Raw genomic sequence first — 16,130 nt, 5'->3', positions numbered from 1 at the left:
TAGCTTTACCGGCTATAGCGTGTAATGATACTTTTAACGGCAATAGCGTGTATAAGGTTTGCAATGAAAGCCACTTCAGCCCACCAGCTCAGTCATTTACTACTCGAAAGTCGCAAAGAACATGGTTTAACACAATCTGATGTCGCGGAGAAAGTTGGCATCAGACAAGACACAGTATCAAAGTTCGAAAATTCACCAGATGGACCCCTCTGGATACTTTATTCAAACTTCTTGCTGCTTTAGAACTTGAATTGGAAGTTCGCCCTCGAGGTAAGCAAACAAGTTCTTACACAGACCGATGGACTGAAGAATGGTGATTTAATCATCCTGATCATGTGCCAGCGTGAAGTAAAGCGGCAGCTCCCAGTTTGCTGAACTATGCTCTTCTGGCGGTAATTAGTAATGAATATGAGTTAATTTTTTTGGCTTTGAAAAGAATCTGAAATTCTTTTAATCAGGTTTTTTGTCACCCCTGATGCTGAATCGTTCATTTTGATATACCTAACCGCAAAATCAGAGAGTTGCATGTCATATTGAACTAGGTTACCTACGACCCGCCAATCGGCTTTAACTGCATAAGCATGAGCCAGCATTTGCCTAATCTGATTACTGTCGTTAAACCTTCGATGTAAGGGCATATCGAGGGCCAGGCAGTCCGCATCAAGCCCCTGTTTGATCAGAAAATCTCGGTTAAACACTGAGGCTAATGGATACAGTAGGACATTTGATTTTTGGCTAAACTCTTTCAACAGCTTAATCCCTGCCGGATCAAGCGTTACCCTCTCAATAAACCTAGCTTTGCTTACTGTGAGAGAGTTCCTTACTACGTTTCTTAGGTCAGGGAGTTCGTTAAGGTAGTCGGTGTGAAGAAGCAGATCGGCAACATCAAAATAAAGAACCTGACCATGGCAATTTTGGAGGGTGGTAGCGCACATATGCTTATCTCTAAATACATCAAACGGATCTAGTCAAAGGTATCATCTATTGCTTCCGGCGCTTGATATACACTGCTGTTGCAATCGCACCGAAAATAATACCTATGATGAAACCCATGAGGATTGATGTGGCAACATTAGCGTGTGCTATGAACGTCGTCATTTATCTACTTCCTTTGCTATGCGTGGGGATGAGATTTAATAACTGTACCGTGCAGGTGTCCGGAGATATTACACCTCGATCACCAAGGGAGCTTATTTCAGTTAGTATATATTTGCAGGTTTCACATTGTTCGTTCCAGTGTTGCATGTAAGCAAGGTAATAATTAAGGCGCTCTAGCCCCGCTGGAGGCAAAGGGTAATGCTCTTCGGCATATTCAGTGGAGGTCCAATGAAGGCATCGAAAGCCAAGTTTTAAAATTTGATAAACAATAGATCGGAGGTCGTCTAAATCCGAGACTGGAAAAGAGACGATATCTTCTGTCCAAAAGCGACTTGAGCTGAGGTTAATGTCTAATAATTGCTCTTTGTTGTTTAGCGTAACGTAATACCTCTTTCCAGCATATGGCCGATACTCTTCAGACTGGCTGCGCTGGTTCATCGCTGAGCGAAGTCGTTCAGACAGCCGCAAGCAGTATTTAATTTCGTTGTGCTCATAACTATCGATAGCCATGTTTCCACCTGTTACTTGAAAAACCGAACTCTTAGAACTTAGTATTACCTCGTAGATATATCAAGAAAAAATACCAACAAATCAGTACCATATGGCATTGCAACACCAAATTGTCACTGCATCACCAAGTTAGATATGAGAATTAAAAGCTATTGTTTAATAGCCTTAGAAGGTGAGGTGATAAGTTGCAACTAATTGCACTCTCACATACGCATGAAAGTTAAAGGTTGTGCTTACCTGTTACCGAGTCTAATCCCTCCCTCGACATCCACCAACTTATTGACAGTTCCAGCAAGCAGATATGATTACTACCTCATAGCGACTGACACCGAATAAGGAAAAAAATTCATGGCCAACCGGAAAGTTGTCCCACATATATACTGACATACTTAATTAATAACTATTACCATTAACGCCCCTCACATCTAAGTAAATCAAGAAAGTAATAGCTATTCTGTAGGTCTACAAACAATTCCACAGTAAACACTGTAGGCCTACAATACGATACCCGCCACTCATATTTTTAAACTGAAAAAAAACAGATGTAGATATTATAGATTCAATAATTATATATTAGTCTCTACTGAATAGCTTATTAAATTCAGCACTCACCTTGAGTATAAGCCCACTTTACGGTTAATCAAAACCGCCATCTAGATTTCAGTAGTTAATACTACCCACCATGAAATTCCAACTTTTATTTAACAAATCTTTTTCACAGATAAAGCTAAGGTTTATCATGAAGATATTCGGGAAGAATCAATTAGCCCTATTGCTAACTATTTTTTTGTCAACTAGTGCCGCTGCTAGCGTCAATCAGATACGTAACAATGTAGTATCACAGCGAACAGTAATAGTCGATGACACCCATCGAACAGTTGATATTGTCACCGACTCTCTAATGCAGTCAGAGCTATCACTGCAAGATGACATAAAGTACACAGCTAATTCTATTGATTTGAACCAGAGCCAAATAAGTTCAAATACTAATACAATTAGCAATTTTAACTCCAGCACTAACAGTTTAAACAACACACGAACTAACCATAACCAGCGGATAACTGCGCTTGAAAACAAGCCCGTTGAGCCACCAGAAGTATATAGATACCTTTCTTACTCGAGTACCTCTTGCGCAACATTAGTTAATCATGGAGATACGACATTCAATGAAAGCCTACGACCAGGGCAAACTTGCGCTGCAAGTCAAGCAAACCGAGTTTACAACAATTCTCGGTGGGAATGCGGAAGCCAAGCAGGGCAGCCCCTTTTCCAATTTGGAAGAGTTCAATGCGCTATAATTCCACAATATATGTGGGTACAAATATCAGGTACATCAATTTGCCACCACACTAACACAACGCCTCCAGCTGTTACGGCAAATACAGCTTGTAGTGCCTCTCAGGTTGGTACTGAAAATAGATTATCTACCGGTAAGCTAAGCTGTGGTAACAGTGATGTGCATAAATACAATAAAGCGCAATGCCAAAAGCAGTGGTAAAATACAAACGCTCTAGATACTCCTGCATACCTCTATACAATGTATCCTCTATTCATTATGAGTCATGAGCTAATTTGCTTCAGACCAACCTTTAACCGATCTTACCCCTTCAATTTGAATGAGTTCGTAACCAAGATAAAGATATAAATCGAAGTTAACCTCCGATCGGAACCAAATTTAGTCAATTAGACCGCTTGACTGTTTTTCACGGCCAGTATGATGAAGTTTCAAACCAAACAAGAGGAATACCCCATGTCGGCAACGAAACTTAAATCTACGCTACTTATTAACCTAGCAACTGCCATAGATCGCGAGAGCAACTGGATGATCAGGACTAGCTCCGAGCCAATGTTTCACCAGACTATCGATATAGTTAAACAGGCACTAGTTCGCGGCGATACGGAAATAACTATCAGCCGGCTAAACGATTATGTTGGCGAGAGCATTACCGAGCACTCAATCACCATCGAAAATGACAAATATATAATCAATAAGTATTGCCAGGGAATTAACTATGAAACCTTGGAATTCCAAGACATGGTTGACTATATCAAGGAGCTTTACATCATCGACCTAAACAAGTGATCCGCTCTAAGGCTAAGTAACATTAAAATGAAAAAAACACGGCACCCATAATGGGTGTCCGTGCTCATGTAGTTAGATTGAACACATTACACAACGAATTGTATTAATATCTCCATCGTAGCTATCATCATCAATGTCGAGCTCTGCATAAGCTGGCGGTTTGAAGTGCCCAACGCCAATAATGGAACCCAACTTTGAGATCTCACCGTAGTGATTGCCGTAAAAGCAAGAGCTATCAGTCTTAGTGATATGGTCATAACCACTAGGCTCTAACATCACTGCTTTACAACTTTCTAAGTGAGCGATACGTTCGAAGAGAGAGCAATAGTAATCAATCTCTTGGTAGCTGTACCTACTCTGCCAAGTGTAACTATCGTCGTAACTAACGTCCGGAACATACTCACCATCAATCTCAATTGCCAGGATTGTGACATGTGACTCTTCATCATGCTTAGCAAGACTAGACCAAAAGCCTTCTGCAGCCTCACGACGGTGCGAGATGTATTTGCGTAGCTGTTTAGTAATGCCTGAAACACTGGTACTGTAACTTATCAAACGTTGCTGCCAAACAGCATTTTTCGCTTGAGCAAACATCGATAGCGACGCTGACACATAGTTCTCAATAGCCACAAAGAAAACCTTACTCTGCTTCCCTTTCGTTTCAGCATTCTCAGTCAACTGATCGAACCCAACGATGTCAATCTGCCCCGGAACTGACTTAGGCGCTTGAGGCTTTTTCTTCGGTTCTTTATGAGGCTGATTGAAAAAGTCCCAGTTAACACCCTGTCGGTCTAACGATTGCGGCCCAAGAAGAGTTTGCTCAACATAAGCATCCTTACCATCAAGAATCAACGAAGACAGCGGCCAGCTAGTGTAAAAACCACGTGATTTGCTAGTAAAACGATCCTGTGAAAATGCAGCTTGAACATCTTCACTAAGCTTCTCTACCAACCCGCCTTCAGCGAATTTTGCAGGATCCCAAGTGCGAAGAGCTACCAACTCATTCTGACTGAGAAACACGCAACGCTCACAGCCTGATCTACTCCTTCCCCGATAATATGTAGCACTGAGCAAGTTAAGTTCGGCTGCAATGGCCATCACAGCTGAACGCTCAACTTTCAAGCTAACAAATGGGAAATCAGTTTCGACGCGATCTATGCCTAAAATGCCGCGGCGATGACGCTCATCAAACCTGATCCCCGCATAGGCGACACAAATATCATCATCAGAAGTCAACACATCACTCTTGAGAAAATCGTTCCACGGTTTCACTTTATAAAGCCCAGTACAAAATCGTGCTTTAGGACTTGGCAAAAACGCTTTCCCGGTCTTCTCGATGTCCCAGTAAAACTTCCCGAACAGTCCAAGCTCAGGAACTAAACGATTTACCTTTACACCAAATAAACTTTCAATTGTGTCCAATATGGCATAACACTCTTTTGGTTCATCGAGTGTGTCCGTGAAGATAATCGTCCAATCGATCTCGGGGTGCATGCAGAGTAGAACAGCAGCAAGCACGCTGCTATCTACGCCACCTGAAAGACCAAGAACGTGTTTCTTATTGTTCGAAGTATCTGGGTGATAATTGTAGTTAGGTATATGCTTGAGTATTACGTTTCTAACCAAGTCATGCTTAGTTGGTTCAGCGACTACATTAATTGGGTACATTTCGCCCATTGTGTTTCCTCTTGATTATAGGCCTTTCGGCATGGTTAGTGCGCCATAAAAAGTGCACAGTGGATTGAAGTGGTAATTACTGAGCTTTAGCTATACCAGCATTACTTCGTGGCAAGCTTGTTCAGTTAAAACTCTCCAAGATTCAACATAGTGATAATCCATAAAATTTAAAATAAACCTTTCGGTAGTAAGAAGCACCACATAGTCGCGGTAGATAATTCCACATATACCAGCAAGGGTAGGGAAGTGGCAATTGAAGCAGCATTAAACTGCAGAGGGTGTCTATATGAAGATCCTTTCGGAGTAGGCTGGCCATCACTGGTCAATACATCAAGCCTCTAGTATCGCTGGTCGCAAACGCGAACAATATAAGTAGGATATTCTATCGTGGCGACATTGGCAAGGTTGAGCTAGGAAGGTTAAAATCAGCCATATAGGAACAAATCGGCAAGCCGTCATCCCACAATATATTGACTATTAAGTTTCTTAAACTTACATTATTGTATAAATACTAGATAGCTTTCCCAATCTAGTACTCATAACGAGTCAAAGCCCAAGGCACTAAACCACTAAGCCACCTCTCTAGCCAATGTTTTCTGACTTTTCAGCAAAAACTCTGCGCTCCCCTCGATTTAGTCGAGTTCAAGGCCATCCGCTCCTTAACTAAGTAACAACCCACTCAGGAAAGCAAGATTATGCAACTTATAAAGAAAGTATCGGCAATGTCGCTAATGATATCGCTATTGACGGCATCATTTTTCTCAAATGCGGGAGTTGATTCCGTAAGGAGCTCTCAAACACAACAACCAACTGTTTTTACTCAAGGACACCCTGATGATCCTGGTATTGATACAGGTTCAATTTATGAACAAAATGTTTCACTCTCAGGGTCTATAAATGAAGTCCACGAGAAACTTATATCAAATTCAAACAATATATTAAGTAATAAAAATAATATATCCTATACCTCTTCAGATTTAAATACGTTATCCCGTACTCATAACGACCATGCCGCTAGAATCAACTCCCTTGAAACGGCTCCGGTTCCCAACCCCCAGTGTATTTATGACTCTAAAAACACCATAAAAAGCGGATATGCTAGCCCTGAAGTCATATTTAACGGGAAAACAATAAAGAAAGACACCATGCTTAGTAATGTGCTTTGGGAGACAATAGATGGTAAGTCCTTCCGCCGAGGAAAGCTTATTAGTAGCAACTATATTCATCTTTATGAGATTTGTTACTCAGATGTGATAATTCCTGAACCTATTACAGAGTGTTACTATGAAACAGCAAATAATGACCAAAAGAAATACGGTCTTACCGCAACAAACCAAGGCAACACAGTTTATTTCGAGAAAAAAGAATTCAAGATTTCCAACTCCACTGATTGGAACCTCCACGAAGGAGAATATTATAAATTTGGCACCAACCGGTATAATAACAATGGGCACGTAAGGATGTATGATATATGTAAAGCCATTGATTTCAAATAATATTTTGGCTTATGGCCATAGTCTTTATTAACAAATATTCTACAAGTAAATCTACTCAGGGCAGAAGCAATTACTTCTGCTCTATCCTTACTAAAGAAACTACCATTTATTGCTCTGGGACATAATTTGGCTCCAGTGCTCGTGACTGGCACTATAAGTCACAAGAATAATCTAATCCGACCTAGCCACAATTGACAAATCATCAACCGCATTATCATTAAACCTCAACCCAATAGATAGAGGCTTACGGCAATACGAGACATCACCATACTGGTAAACTGCTGCGAGAATAAAATTTCAACTCCAGCGAAAGCCATAGACTTATACGACAACACTACATTCAACATGATCCGCAAGCACCTCTCAACTTCCAATGCGCGCATCAACGTGTTAGTTCTTAGTGCTGAACATGGCATCATCTCTGGCAACGACAACCTAGAGCCATACGATACTTACATCGAAGATGTTGATACTAATAAGCTAGTAATACGCACCCGAAAGTCATCATAAAAAGCCCTTAAAGCCGCCTCTGGCGAATTGTACGTGATGCTTACACGCAAATACATGGAAGTGTGGGACTCATATAAAGAGTCTCTATCTAGTGCGACACTGGCTCAATATGACTGCATTTATGAAAGCCGGAACCACCGCGGGATACTCCAATAGTTGAGAATAGTGACGGTAATGCTTACGGCCTTGTCATGGATGGGTTCTACGAATTACTACAAGCTGAAACGGCTATGTGGTACTGCCTCTGGAATATGACCATGCCCCATTTGACTGTTGATTACCGTGACTTCAATGATAAAGATGAAGCAATAGAGCACGCATGGCAGTTGCTGTCCTACTCACCACTAGTCGAACGTGATATTTTTGAAAAACTAAAGCACTGGTATTACGAGAATTTCCGTTGCTCAATGTTGTACGACCATTTATCAACAGACGATAAACGCCATAAAGTCATCGTTGAACTATTTAGTAAGACCGACCTGGCTCAACTGCCAATTGCCGCTTAAGAGGAAACTTGATGCTGCTAATGTCGAGATCGGGGTGCATGGGAAGAAGAACGCCAGCAAGCACACTACTATCTACTCCTCCCGACAAACCAAGAACATTGCCGATTGCTTGCTGTAAGTGCTTTAGTGGTAGTTTCTAATTCCGAGCGGTGGTAGCGAACATCTGTAAGATAATCAGCCACGTTCCGGCGGTGAAAGCTATCTTGAGGCTTAACGAGCTCCCTCGAACAGCATCACATTATATGCCACTAGAATGTGCATACCTTCAGCAGTAAATACTCCATAGCAAGCTTGTTCAGTCAAAAACTGATCAAAATTAGACATGTAAATTTACCTTAAACTGTATATGCTTTTCGACATGGTTGATAACCGCGATTTAAACGACTGGCTGGCGGCATAGCATTTTTGAGCATACACCTACAAAACAAATAAGGTCTAAACAAAGAGTACAGTGGTTAACTGTTGGTTAGTATAGATTAGTCCTTTCGGAATTTATAATACTACACTAACCATAAGAGAGTAAGAAGAATACAGGGAAAGCATAATCCTTATTAGGTGGGGGGATTATTAGGAATGGGTAAATATTAAATGCCTCGACACCAATATAACGTGGAACGTTCGCTTTATTACCTTTCAAAACAATAGAAAATAAAAAATCACATATTGTAGTTATGAATATTGACTAAATAAGTTCACGTGTTTATTTTATAAAGTCAATACGGCTTTATAAATCTGACACTCAGGTTTAGATAAAGCTCCTAAGGTCCCAATCCTTACACGCCAATACATGTAGACACATCGCCTATGTGATGTTCGTCTACCAATCTCATAACGCATGCCATACGTCACTAATCAGCCTAACCCTAGCAGGAGCTCGTAATGCACCTCATAAAGAAAGCTATAGCCTTGTTACTACTGACAGTTACAAACGCACCACATGCGGGTGTCCAGACCATACGGGATGGACATATCAATCGCTCGATTCACATGCCCACTAACACTGTTAGCAGCGAAATAACTGCTCACGGGCTTAACTCACAATCACTATCATCTTCGCTCGCTGAATTAGATACAAGTGTAGCTGAAACGACTCAATCGATAGCTAACAATATAAGTGATATTGAAAACAATAAAAACCAGGTAACAAACGCTTCAAACAATACTGTATCCATTCAAGCAACATACGACAATCATAAAAATCGTATTCATGCTTTAGAAAATAGACCACCTCCGATACCAGATGACAGAATTATAATGACTGTTGGAACATATAATGATATGCATGCCAATAGACGGTACTGGGGCTATGGTCACCCAATCACCGATCCAAACGCAAGTATATCCTCTAATATAATTAGCGGCCTTTATATTTCCAAAATCCAAAGATTGAATAACACAACATTTCACTTTAGTAATGGGACTGCAATTGTTGGTGCTTCATTTTCCGTTCACTGTTTAGAAACAGGAAAGAGTTTTACAACGAAGTTACAACATGTGGGCTCGACCCGAATACTAACCACTAATGATGCTAACTTTTGCATTCCGACAGTAAGGGGCGCAAAAAGAACTATTATAATAAGAAGGCTATAATTCAGTTATTATAATCCTATGAACGAGTAAAACTTCCTGCTCCCCTCCAAGGGGGCAGGTTTGTAGTTAGATTGAACACATTATGCAACGAATGGCATTACAAGCGTTGCTGCCAAACGGCGTTCTTTGGGTGAGCAAACATCGACAATGCAAACTGGAACTTTGGGAGTATAACACCCATATATTCGATGGTGTAACAATCACACAGCTAGGCAAAGTTAACTGGAATTGGCAAGGTTAGTGATAGTGGGTAAGCGGATTTAAAAATAACTGAAATAATCAGACTATCAAATAAAGAAACCCTATATAACGTGTTGACGAGAAACCACCCAACACGTAAATTATCATAAAAATACTAGACTGCTTTTTCTTTGTCTAGTGCTCTCCATGAGTAAAAGCCCAAGGCGTACAGCCTTAATCCCCAAGCACACTAGGATGCGAGCTTTGTGTGCCTTTACTTCGATCACGGCGATAGCCCCCCTCAACCTCGAACAAATCAATTAGGAAACCACCTCCCCATGCAATTAACTAAGAAAGTGGCGACGATGACGATGCTGATGCCACTATTGATGATATCAACTTTATCGAATGCGGCTATTGAGAGCATCAAAAATAACCATTCCAATGCTTCCTCGCGCACCACAAATGTCGGTACTTATAGCACCCCGCCTCGCGGAACAAATAGCATCGTCACGCAGTCGAACCTAAATTCAGTTACCGACTTAGGCACTAACATCGCTACGACTACAAGCTCTATAGACAACAACAAAACCTCAATTGCAACAAACGCAACCAATATTATCAATTCCAATAACATGACGTCATCGCTATCTACAACAAGGAGCAAACACAACTCACGCATAACCGCACTAGAGAACAGGCCGCCACCAATTACAGAAACATGTGACTATTTGTATTACAGCGGTTCCGGCGGTGAATATGGACATTTCGTAGATATATCCCAATGGGGAATTAGAGTGTTCAACATGCCAGTTATCTACTCCAATGCTCAAGGTTGGTATGACCTTGATAACTGGAGAAATATAAAAGGCACGGAGTACCGTAAAGGGAAACATGTGAAAAACAGTCGATATGAGTTATGCTGGAAAGACTAGGGCGCGTTGATCTTTCGTGATTGTTTTTGAACGACATACAAGAATTTATAATGTCTTTCGCCAAGAACAATGTTAACTGCTGCTACAAGTTATGAAGAGCACAGGTCGTATTTACGATAAGCCTGAGCACAGAATGACTTTTGAAGGAATACGCTATCGAACGAGTACAGGCATCCCATGGCGAGATTTACCTCAAGAGTTTGGTGAATGGAGTACTGTCTACAGGCGTTTTAATCTTTAGTCAAGAAAGGTGTCTTAGCTAATTTTTTCAACCAGTTATCAAGTACTGCCGATTTTGAATGGGTCATTTTAAATGGCTTTATTGTCCGATCACATCAACATAGCACGGGCGCGGCTACTGAAAGCTCTGAACAAATAGGAAAAAGCTGCGGGGTCGGTAGACTGGCATACATTCTACCGACCTCCCACCGATATACGCCTAAAGTGTTTCGTTGCTGGTGATCGTGAGCATGGTAAAACTCTTCAACTGTATCCAGTGAGACCGGCGTTGGTCGCTGACGCGTAATAAGAGAGGGTGCTAAAACTATCGACTAAGCCGCCCGACAATATCTGATCACCATTTGCTCGCTAGACCATCGACCCAATTGCTGTATCTGCAGCGTGGATTTACCTTGCTTAAACGAGTCTTGAGCGCGACCAACCCGACCACTATGGCCTGAGAATTTTTTCTCACAAACCAGTGGGCCTCCTAGATCTTCCCATATATCTCCGAAGGTTTTCTCAATACTGCGAGTAGATAACCTCTGATAGACATACTCATCAATTTCTTTATCAAACTTGGGCTTACGAGCTAAACCATATTTTGTAGTAGCTGCAAAAATGTAATTACATTTGTCCGCTTGTAGTTGCGAACTGTTCCAGTATGCAATCAAAATTTGAACCGACTCAGGTGAAATTTCAGCAACATCGGCAATACCCGAGTGATTGGTTTTGGTGATAGGAACTGTAACCTTAGCCGAACCATCAGGTTGGAATGCAATATCTCTGAACTGGATATTAACTAGTTCCGCTTCCCGTAACAAAGTGTCATAAGCCACTGAAGCAATACTTAATGCACGCAGTTCATTCACATTCTCACTGTTTCGATACAACTCTCGAAGTCTTTCAAGGTGTTGGATGCGAAAACCAGAAGCCTGATTGATGCCCTCTCGGTTAATCACTTTAGTTCGCACTATGCCTGCAAGGGTATCTGTCACAAATAGGTCAAGACATGGGTTAGGGCAGCCAACAGCATCATGCATCCTACCGATTGCCCAACGATATACGCCTAATGTATTCCGGTGCTGGTGGTCATGAGCATGAAAAAACTCTTCGACGGAATCGGCTGATGCTGGTAGGGACCGATAGCGATTATCGATACACCACTGCACGAACTTACCCCAGCCATTATTCAGCCTTTTTATAGTCGATGGCGCGTACCGCGATTTGCGTTTCTCAAACTCACCAAGTAGGTGCTCAATAGCTTGGTGCAACACCGGGTCATCTTCAAACCGATGATGTTCTTGTTTTGCTTTCTCTATCGCACTAGCAACATCGCTAGGGCGAATAGCCCGAACCTGATTAGCTTTCACAAGGTGATCACCAACTACGGAGAGCTGGCCACCAGCATGGCTAGGCTCTCGCGCTACTATTTCTGCGGTAGTTTTTAATTCCAATGCGGTTAAATTCCGTAATCAATGTAGGTTCTAGCGGTTCAAGGTTAACTGGCATCCAGCCCTCGTCGCCACGCTTCCACAAGGTGTTTTCGTTAATAACAAAATCTGCAGCACAGATTTCGTAAACACCGCGAACATAGGAAAGTATTTCGACGTATCCATTAGCCGCGGCTGCCGAGCAACGATGTTGGCCATCAGAGAGAGAGTAAAAACTATTTTCACTAACTCTGTATTCAACAGAAACAACAGGCGGGAGCTCCACACCGTCACGATGAGCAGACAGGCAACTAGCTAGACGGTTTTCATTCCATGCTTTATAGCTAACATTCGCTAAGAGTATGTGACGCGCCTCTTCATCTCGCGTACTTAACCAATAGCACTCGTCTGCAATATAGTTTAGCGCTTGAATTGTTATTGCTTCTACCATACCGATCCAAATTAGTTAGTTTCGGAGAATGTTACCATAAATTTGATTGGGCTAGCATTAGAATAGTGTGTATCGTGATACAGTGCTCATTGTGTATCATGATACGGTCAAATTGAGAGTTTTAGTATGTATCTGACTATTGGCAGAGATAAAGGCGGGAGCTGGGTTTCCGTCTCAGAAGTTAGAAGTGGCAAGTCAGAACTATACTGCCCCTTCTGCGGCGATCAGCTAACGGCCAAAAAAGGCAACTTAAAGGCACACCACTTTGCTCATTCGAATGAAACGTGCCAATCGTCAGTTGACGCCATTGCTAACAGTGAGTTACCGACAATCGATACATTCGACGTTCTTGATAGCAATGAGCTTAAATATTTAGATAGGCGGCAACAGTACACTCATAAATCAATCTTCCGCTGGACTGGCATGCAAAGCGCAATCGATCGGCTGGAAGTTATGGGGATCATTGATGTCAAACACCAGTTCTCTCCTGAGTTCACGGCAGTGGTTAATAACCTCAACAAGTTAGATCCCGACTTCCTTGATGAAAACTACAGGCCATCTGCAAAGCTTATAGCGCTTTTCGAAGCCCTTTCGCCACTATCGAACTTAGAAAAAAAATTCCAACATACCAAATCAATAGCTAGCACTACGATCAACCGAGCCTATCACAAATATAAATCCACCAAGTGGGGCACTGACCTCTCTAAACTAGATGAGTCTCAAAGGTATTGGCTCGACGCCAAACACAGGAAGATATCCAAATATCAGCCTGAAATTCTTAGCTTTTATGAGCAACGAATCGAAGCGATAAATCAACAGACACTATACTTAATGGAGTTTACCGGCACGTTTAACGGTACCGATAGAAAGCTGATCAAGATAGGCAAGACAGGTAGGGACGTCGAACTAAGACTTACAGAGGTTATCTCTGATTTAAAGCATATAGCCCCAGATGTGTCTGGTAAAGTTCTAACGGTTGCGCAACACTGTGGTCGGCTAGAGCATCTTGCACACAGAGCGTTCAGACACCACCAAGTACCACTGGGCTCATTTACAGAGTTCTTTAGCATTGACTGTCGAGAAACCGTTGAAGCTGAGATACATAAAATGTCAGATACTGAGCCTTACCGGATACCAAAAGCACTTAAAATTGACCGACCTTCTATGCCAGGGCGCAGGACAAAGACCGACAATCAACTATTGTCCGAATACTCTGAAATAGTGGACCAACTGAATTCTGGCGTCGGCATAAGAGCAACCGCTAGAGCAACTTCTCGTAGCGTCAACACGGTACAGAGAGTAGCTAAGGCGCTGAAACGAAACAACATAGGTAATGAATGATGTGGTTCACAAATTCGAATGGTCGCCCTTCGCTGTACTCAGACGCAGAGCGCAGGGCGTACGGACAACGAAAGCGAGAAGAAGAGAGCGCAGCTTGGCACAGTAGCTTTATCACTGTCTGGAGGCTGAAAAACGAGCGACTTTGGACAGATTCTAAAATAGCTAAATGGCTCGGAAAGCCCCAAAGCCAAGGCAAGTACAAAGTTTACTATCGGAAAGACGTTGCTGCTGCAGAGAGCATGCCCGAATTTCAAGAGTGGTTAGCGCCAAGACTTGAAAAGAAAATGTCAAAAGACCAATACTTCCATTACCAACCAATCGGTAGTCAGCAACCAGCCCAAGCACCAGAAAAGGCCGAGCGAGATATCAAAGGTGTAATGTATGATATCTCCACTGACGCGTATCAATTCCTTGGTCGAACAGATATTGTTGACTATTTAAGTGACTGGAAATCAAACAAGAACAGAATAAAGGAAGCTAATCCTGAGCTGTATCGAGCCATATTGCGGTTTCAACGTGCACAAGATGCTCTAAGACAAGCACTTAACAACTCAGACTAAGCAATAGTTGGTCTTGCGGTACCGGCACTATAAGTGCAAAATGCTATCTCTTACCTAAAAAGACTAACTGGCCTATGGTTAGTCTCTCGCAAGAGTTACGCCCTCACTCGAAAGAGTCACAATTGATAAGGAAACATACCAATGAGTAATTCAAATACAAAAGCGTTTGATATACCAGGCTTTCACGAGTCAACAAAAATTGACTTTGAAGCAGGTTTAATCACGTTGGAAGAAGCCGCTATTGAGTTTTACAAAGGCGGCTGGACAACTTCGTGAACATTGAATACGCAAAGCGAAAACTTGGCCTCAAAAACGCTTAACCCCACTCGAAAGAGCTACAAATTTATAAGGAACCCACCATGAAGCTGACATTAGAAAATTCAGTAGTTGGTAGCCAGTTGTTCGTGCGTAGCATGAACAAGCTTCAACACATTACCCACATCGCCGCGTCGGAAGACAGTCACAACAAGCAACTGAAACAACACAATCGAATCTGTGTTGCGACTTTGCCCGGTGATGACTCGATCCAACTGATGGCAACGAAATATTCAAGCGATTCGTGTACCCAAGTGAGCAATTTACACTCGGATTCGCGACCTTTTCTGGATATGTATATCCGCACCTGTGGCGCGATGTATCAAGTGGCCTATGTGTTGAAGTCTACTGACGAAGCAAACCGGCATTTGTTGGAAAGGGATGATATTGCTTTATTAGATTCTACAAAGATGAACGGGCTGGAACATCAGTTCCATTTTTTAGCGGCACTGAAAAAAGCAGTGACATGTAAGCCTAGAGGTTAGCAACAACTAACCGCAGTGACTTGCAAATTTACCCGCTTAATTATTATCGATATAACCCGAACATACTTTGGAGAAAACATGTTCACAAAAAAAGCAATTGGCCTAGCGGTCGTTACTGGTGTTATCGGTCTACTGACTGGCATCAACATTCCTACAAGCCCACAAGAAGCCTATGGCGATTATTTGAAGCAAGGCGTGAAGGCAACTACTGCAATGGTCTCAAAGAACAGTGCTAATGTTGGCTAGGGTAACTAACCAATCAAAACCAGCAGCCTTCCTCCCGCAAAGGAGGAAGGTTGTCCTTTCTTGAAATTACTCACTGGACGTACAAACACTATGAAAATACAGGCAATACTTACCGTAGCAATGGCTATGGCTTCAGCTTCAGCTTCAGCATTCGCAGTAGATACAAACATCTTCGATGAAAGCGAAAGGTTCGAGAAAATCGAGCAGGCAACCATACCCACAGAATACCTTGCCGAAATCACAACAACTACCGACAAAACCGGTAATGTTAAGCAAGAAGTTACAAGAGACCAATTCTGGACTGGATCAATTGTATACCTGGACAAAGAAACCAGCGTTTGCTTAAAAGTCACTCAAGAGCTTGTCAGCTTGGATGAATTTGCTGGCATACAGCTGCCACACCTTAATGCAACAACTATTACTGTCGATTGCCCAGCATAAATTTCGTTGTATAGGCATTATCTATGCCTATATCATCAGCCCGATAACACTTTG

Annotated in this window: 19 protein-coding genes and 1 pseudogene; 15 read left to right on the top strand and 5 right to left on the bottom strand. The window is 42.1% G+C overall.

The window, feature by feature from the left end; translation table 11 throughout:
• Nucleotides 1–24: 24 nt before the first annotated feature.
• Nucleotides 25–243, top strand: coding sequence for a helix-turn-helix domain-containing protein (locus C9I99_RS21430; protein ID WP_342353224.1), 219 nt, complete (start codon nt 25–27; stop codon nt 241–243).
• Between the two features lie 170 nt (nt 244–413).
• On the opposite strand, the gene C9I99_RS21425 is transcribed toward C9I99_RS21430, so the two are convergent.
• Together C9I99_RS21425 and C9I99_RS21420 are read right to left on the bottom strand one after the other, a co-directional pair.
• Nucleotides 414–935, bottom strand: a complete 522-nt coding sequence (locus C9I99_RS21425; RefSeq protein WP_107350877.1) for a hypothetical protein — start codon at nt 933–935, stop codon at nt 414–416.
• A 163-nt stretch (nt 936–1,098) separates the two neighbouring features.
• Entirely contained in the window at nt 1,099–1,608 is a 510-nt protein-coding gene (locus tag C9I99_RS21420) for a hypothetical protein (protein WP_107350876.1), read from the bottom strand.
• Nucleotides 1,609–2,774: 1,166 nt separating this feature from the next.
• Between C9I99_RS21420 and C9I99_RS27595 the strand changes: the two genes are divergently transcribed.
• Together C9I99_RS27595 and C9I99_RS21415 are read left to right on the top strand one after the other, a co-directional pair.
• Complete coding sequence (locus C9I99_RS27595) at nt 2,775–2,906, top strand: hypothetical protein (RefSeq protein ID WP_275937936.1); 132 nt, start codon at nt 2,775–2,777, stop codon at nt 2,904–2,906.
• A 452-nt stretch (nt 2,907–3,358) separates the two neighbouring features.
• Entirely contained in the window at nt 3,359–3,691 is a 333-nt protein-coding gene (locus C9I99_RS21415) for a hypothetical protein (protein ID WP_107350875.1), read from the top strand.
• A gap of 72 nt (nt 3,692–3,763) precedes the next feature.
• On the opposite strand, the gene C9I99_RS21410 is transcribed toward C9I99_RS21415, so the two are convergent.
• Entirely contained in the window at nt 3,764–5,368 is a 1,605-nt protein-coding gene (locus C9I99_RS21410) for a phosphoadenosine phosphosulfate reductase domain-containing protein (protein ID WP_107350874.1), read from the bottom strand.
• 695 nt (nt 5,369–6,063) lie between these two features.
• Between C9I99_RS21410 and C9I99_RS21405 the strand changes: the two genes are divergently transcribed.
• The 6 genes and pseudogenes from C9I99_RS21405 to C9I99_RS27720 form a co-directional block, all read left to right on the top strand.
• On the top strand, nt 6,064–6,864 hold the full coding sequence (locus C9I99_RS21405) for a hypothetical protein (protein WP_107350873.1): 801 nt from the start codon (nt 6,064–6,066) through the stop codon (nt 6,862–6,864).
• A 252-nt stretch (nt 6,865–7,116) separates the two neighbouring features.
• Entirely contained in the window at nt 7,117–7,374 is a 258-nt protein-coding gene (locus tag C9I99_RS27725; RefSeq protein WP_425320614.1) for a DUF6884 domain-containing protein, read from the top strand.
• A 191-nt stretch (nt 7,375–7,565) separates the two neighbouring features.
• Entirely contained in the window at nt 7,566–7,880 is a 315-nt protein-coding gene (locus C9I99_RS21400) for a hypothetical protein (RefSeq protein WP_107350872.1), read from the top strand.
• 879 nt (nt 7,881–8,759) lie between these two features.
• Complete coding sequence (locus C9I99_RS21395) at nt 8,760–9,470, top strand: hypothetical protein (RefSeq protein WP_107350871.1); 711 nt, start codon at nt 8,760–8,762, stop codon at nt 9,468–9,470.
• Nucleotides 9,471–9,988: 518 nt separating this feature from the next.
• Nucleotides 9,989–10,585 carry a hypothetical protein gene (locus C9I99_RS21390; RefSeq protein WP_107350870.1) on the top strand — a complete coding sequence of 199 codons (597 nt, stop codon included), beginning with the start codon at nt 9,989–9,991 and terminating at the stop codon, nt 10,583–10,585.
• A gap of 91 nt (nt 10,586–10,676) precedes the next feature.
• Nucleotides 10,677–10,978 (top strand): annotated as a pseudogene (locus C9I99_RS27720) (transposase); the annotation flags it as partial.
• A gap of 158 nt (nt 10,979–11,136) precedes the next feature.
• Here the strand turns inward: C9I99_RS27720 and C9I99_RS21380 are convergent.
• Nucleotides 11,137–12,261, bottom strand: coding sequence for a tyrosine-type recombinase/integrase (locus tag C9I99_RS21380; RefSeq protein ID WP_133638276.1), 1,125 nt, complete (start codon nt 12,259–12,261; stop codon nt 11,137–11,139).
• Nucleotides 12,218–12,688 carry a hypothetical protein gene (locus tag C9I99_RS21375; protein ID WP_107350868.1) on the bottom strand — a complete coding sequence of 157 codons (471 nt, stop codon included), beginning with the start codon at nt 12,686–12,688 and terminating at the stop codon, nt 12,218–12,220. Before C9I99_RS21375 ends, C9I99_RS21380 begins: the two co-directional genes overlap by 44 nt.
• Nucleotides 12,689–12,814: 126 nt before the next feature.
• On the opposite strand from C9I99_RS21375, the gene C9I99_RS21370 reads away from it, so the two are divergent.
• The 6 genes from C9I99_RS21370 to C9I99_RS21355 all read left to right on the top strand — a co-directional run bounded on the left by C9I99_RS21370 (nt 12,815) and on the right by C9I99_RS21355 (nt 16,076).
• On the top strand, nt 12,815–14,029 hold the full coding sequence (locus tag C9I99_RS21370; RefSeq protein WP_107350867.1) for a GIY-YIG nuclease family protein: 1,215 nt from the start codon (nt 12,815–12,817) through the stop codon (nt 14,027–14,029).
• Complete coding sequence (locus C9I99_RS21365; RefSeq protein ID WP_133638277.1) at nt 14,026–14,589, top strand: hypothetical protein; 564 nt, start codon at nt 14,026–14,028, stop codon at nt 14,587–14,589. The genes C9I99_RS21370 and C9I99_RS21365 overlap by 4 nt, the downstream gene beginning before the upstream one ends.
• Before the next feature lie 141 nt (nt 14,590–14,730).
• Nucleotides 14,731–14,865, top strand: coding sequence for a hypothetical protein (locus C9I99_RS27590; protein ID WP_275937937.1), 135 nt, complete (start codon nt 14,731–14,733; stop codon nt 14,863–14,865).
• Between the two features lie 83 nt (nt 14,866–14,948).
• Nucleotides 14,949–15,389: a hypothetical protein gene (locus C9I99_RS21360; protein ID WP_107350865.1), complete on the top strand. Its 441-nt coding sequence runs from the start codon at nt 14,949–14,951 to the stop codon at nt 15,387–15,389.
• 78 nt (nt 15,390–15,467) lie between these two features.
• On the top strand, nt 15,468–15,635 hold the full coding sequence (locus tag C9I99_RS27250) for a hypothetical protein (RefSeq protein ID WP_166645498.1): 168 nt from the start codon (nt 15,468–15,470) through the stop codon (nt 15,633–15,635).
• 60 nt (nt 15,636–15,695) lie between these two features.
• Nucleotides 15,696–16,076: a hypothetical protein gene (locus C9I99_RS21355; RefSeq protein ID WP_133638278.1), complete on the top strand. Its 381-nt coding sequence runs from the start codon at nt 15,696–15,698 to the stop codon at nt 16,074–16,076.
• The last annotated feature ends 54 nt before the right edge of the window (nt 16,077–16,130 follow it).

This window comes from Photobacterium lutimaris, assembly GCF_003025555.1.
Classification (GTDB): Bacteria; Pseudomonadota; Gammaproteobacteria; order Enterobacterales; family Vibrionaceae; genus Photobacterium; species Photobacterium lutimaris.
This window is presented reverse-complemented; position numbering and strand designations above follow the sequence as displayed.

Coding starts and splice junctions, on each gene's coding strand:
- C9I99_RS21430 (WP_342353224.1), top strand. CDS start 25: ATGATACTTTTAACGGCAATAGCGTGTATAAGGTTTGCAATGAAAGCC.
- C9I99_RS21425 (WP_107350877.1), bottom strand. CDS start 935: ATGTGCGCTACCACCCTCCAAAATTGCCATGGTCAGGTTCTTTATTTT.
- C9I99_RS21420 (WP_107350876.1), bottom strand. CDS start 1,608: ATGGCTATCGATAGTTATGAGCACAACGAAATTAAATACTGCTTGCGG.
- C9I99_RS27595 (WP_275937936.1), top strand. CDS start 2,775: ATGAAAGCCTACGACCAGGGCAAACTTGCGCTGCAAGTCAAGCAAACC.
- C9I99_RS21415 (WP_107350875.1), top strand. CDS start 3,359: ATGTCGGCAACGAAACTTAAATCTACGCTACTTATTAACCTAGCAACT.
- C9I99_RS21410 (WP_107350874.1), bottom strand. CDS start 5,368: ATGGGCGAAATGTACCCAATTAATGTAGTCGCTGAACCAACTAAGCAT.
- C9I99_RS21405 (WP_107350873.1), top strand. CDS start 6,064: ATGCAACTTATAAAGAAAGTATCGGCAATGTCGCTAATGATATCGCTA.
- C9I99_RS21400 (WP_107350872.1), top strand. CDS start 7,566: ATGGATGGGTTCTACGAATTACTACAAGCTGAAACGGCTATGTGGTAC.
- C9I99_RS21395 (WP_107350871.1), top strand. CDS start 8,760: ATGCACCTCATAAAGAAAGCTATAGCCTTGTTACTACTGACAGTTACA.
- C9I99_RS21390 (WP_107350870.1), top strand. CDS start 9,989: ATGCAATTAACTAAGAAAGTGGCGACGATGACGATGCTGATGCCACTA.
- C9I99_RS21375 (WP_107350868.1), bottom strand. CDS start 12,688: ATGGTAGAAGCAATAACAATTCAAGCGCTAAACTATATTGCAGACGAG.
- C9I99_RS21370 (WP_107350867.1), top strand. CDS start 12,815: ATGTATCTGACTATTGGCAGAGATAAAGGCGGGAGCTGGGTTTCCGTC.
- C9I99_RS21365 (WP_133638277.1), top strand. CDS start 14,026: ATGATGTGGTTCACAAATTCGAATGGTCGCCCTTCGCTGTACTCAGAC.
- C9I99_RS27590 (WP_275937937.1), top strand. CDS start 14,731: ATGAGTAATTCAAATACAAAAGCGTTTGATATACCAGGCTTTCACGAG.
- C9I99_RS21360 (WP_107350865.1), top strand. CDS start 14,949: ATGAAGCTGACATTAGAAAATTCAGTAGTTGGTAGCCAGTTGTTCGTG.
- C9I99_RS27250 (WP_166645498.1), top strand. CDS start 15,468: ATGTTCACAAAAAAAGCAATTGGCCTAGCGGTCGTTACTGGTGTTATC.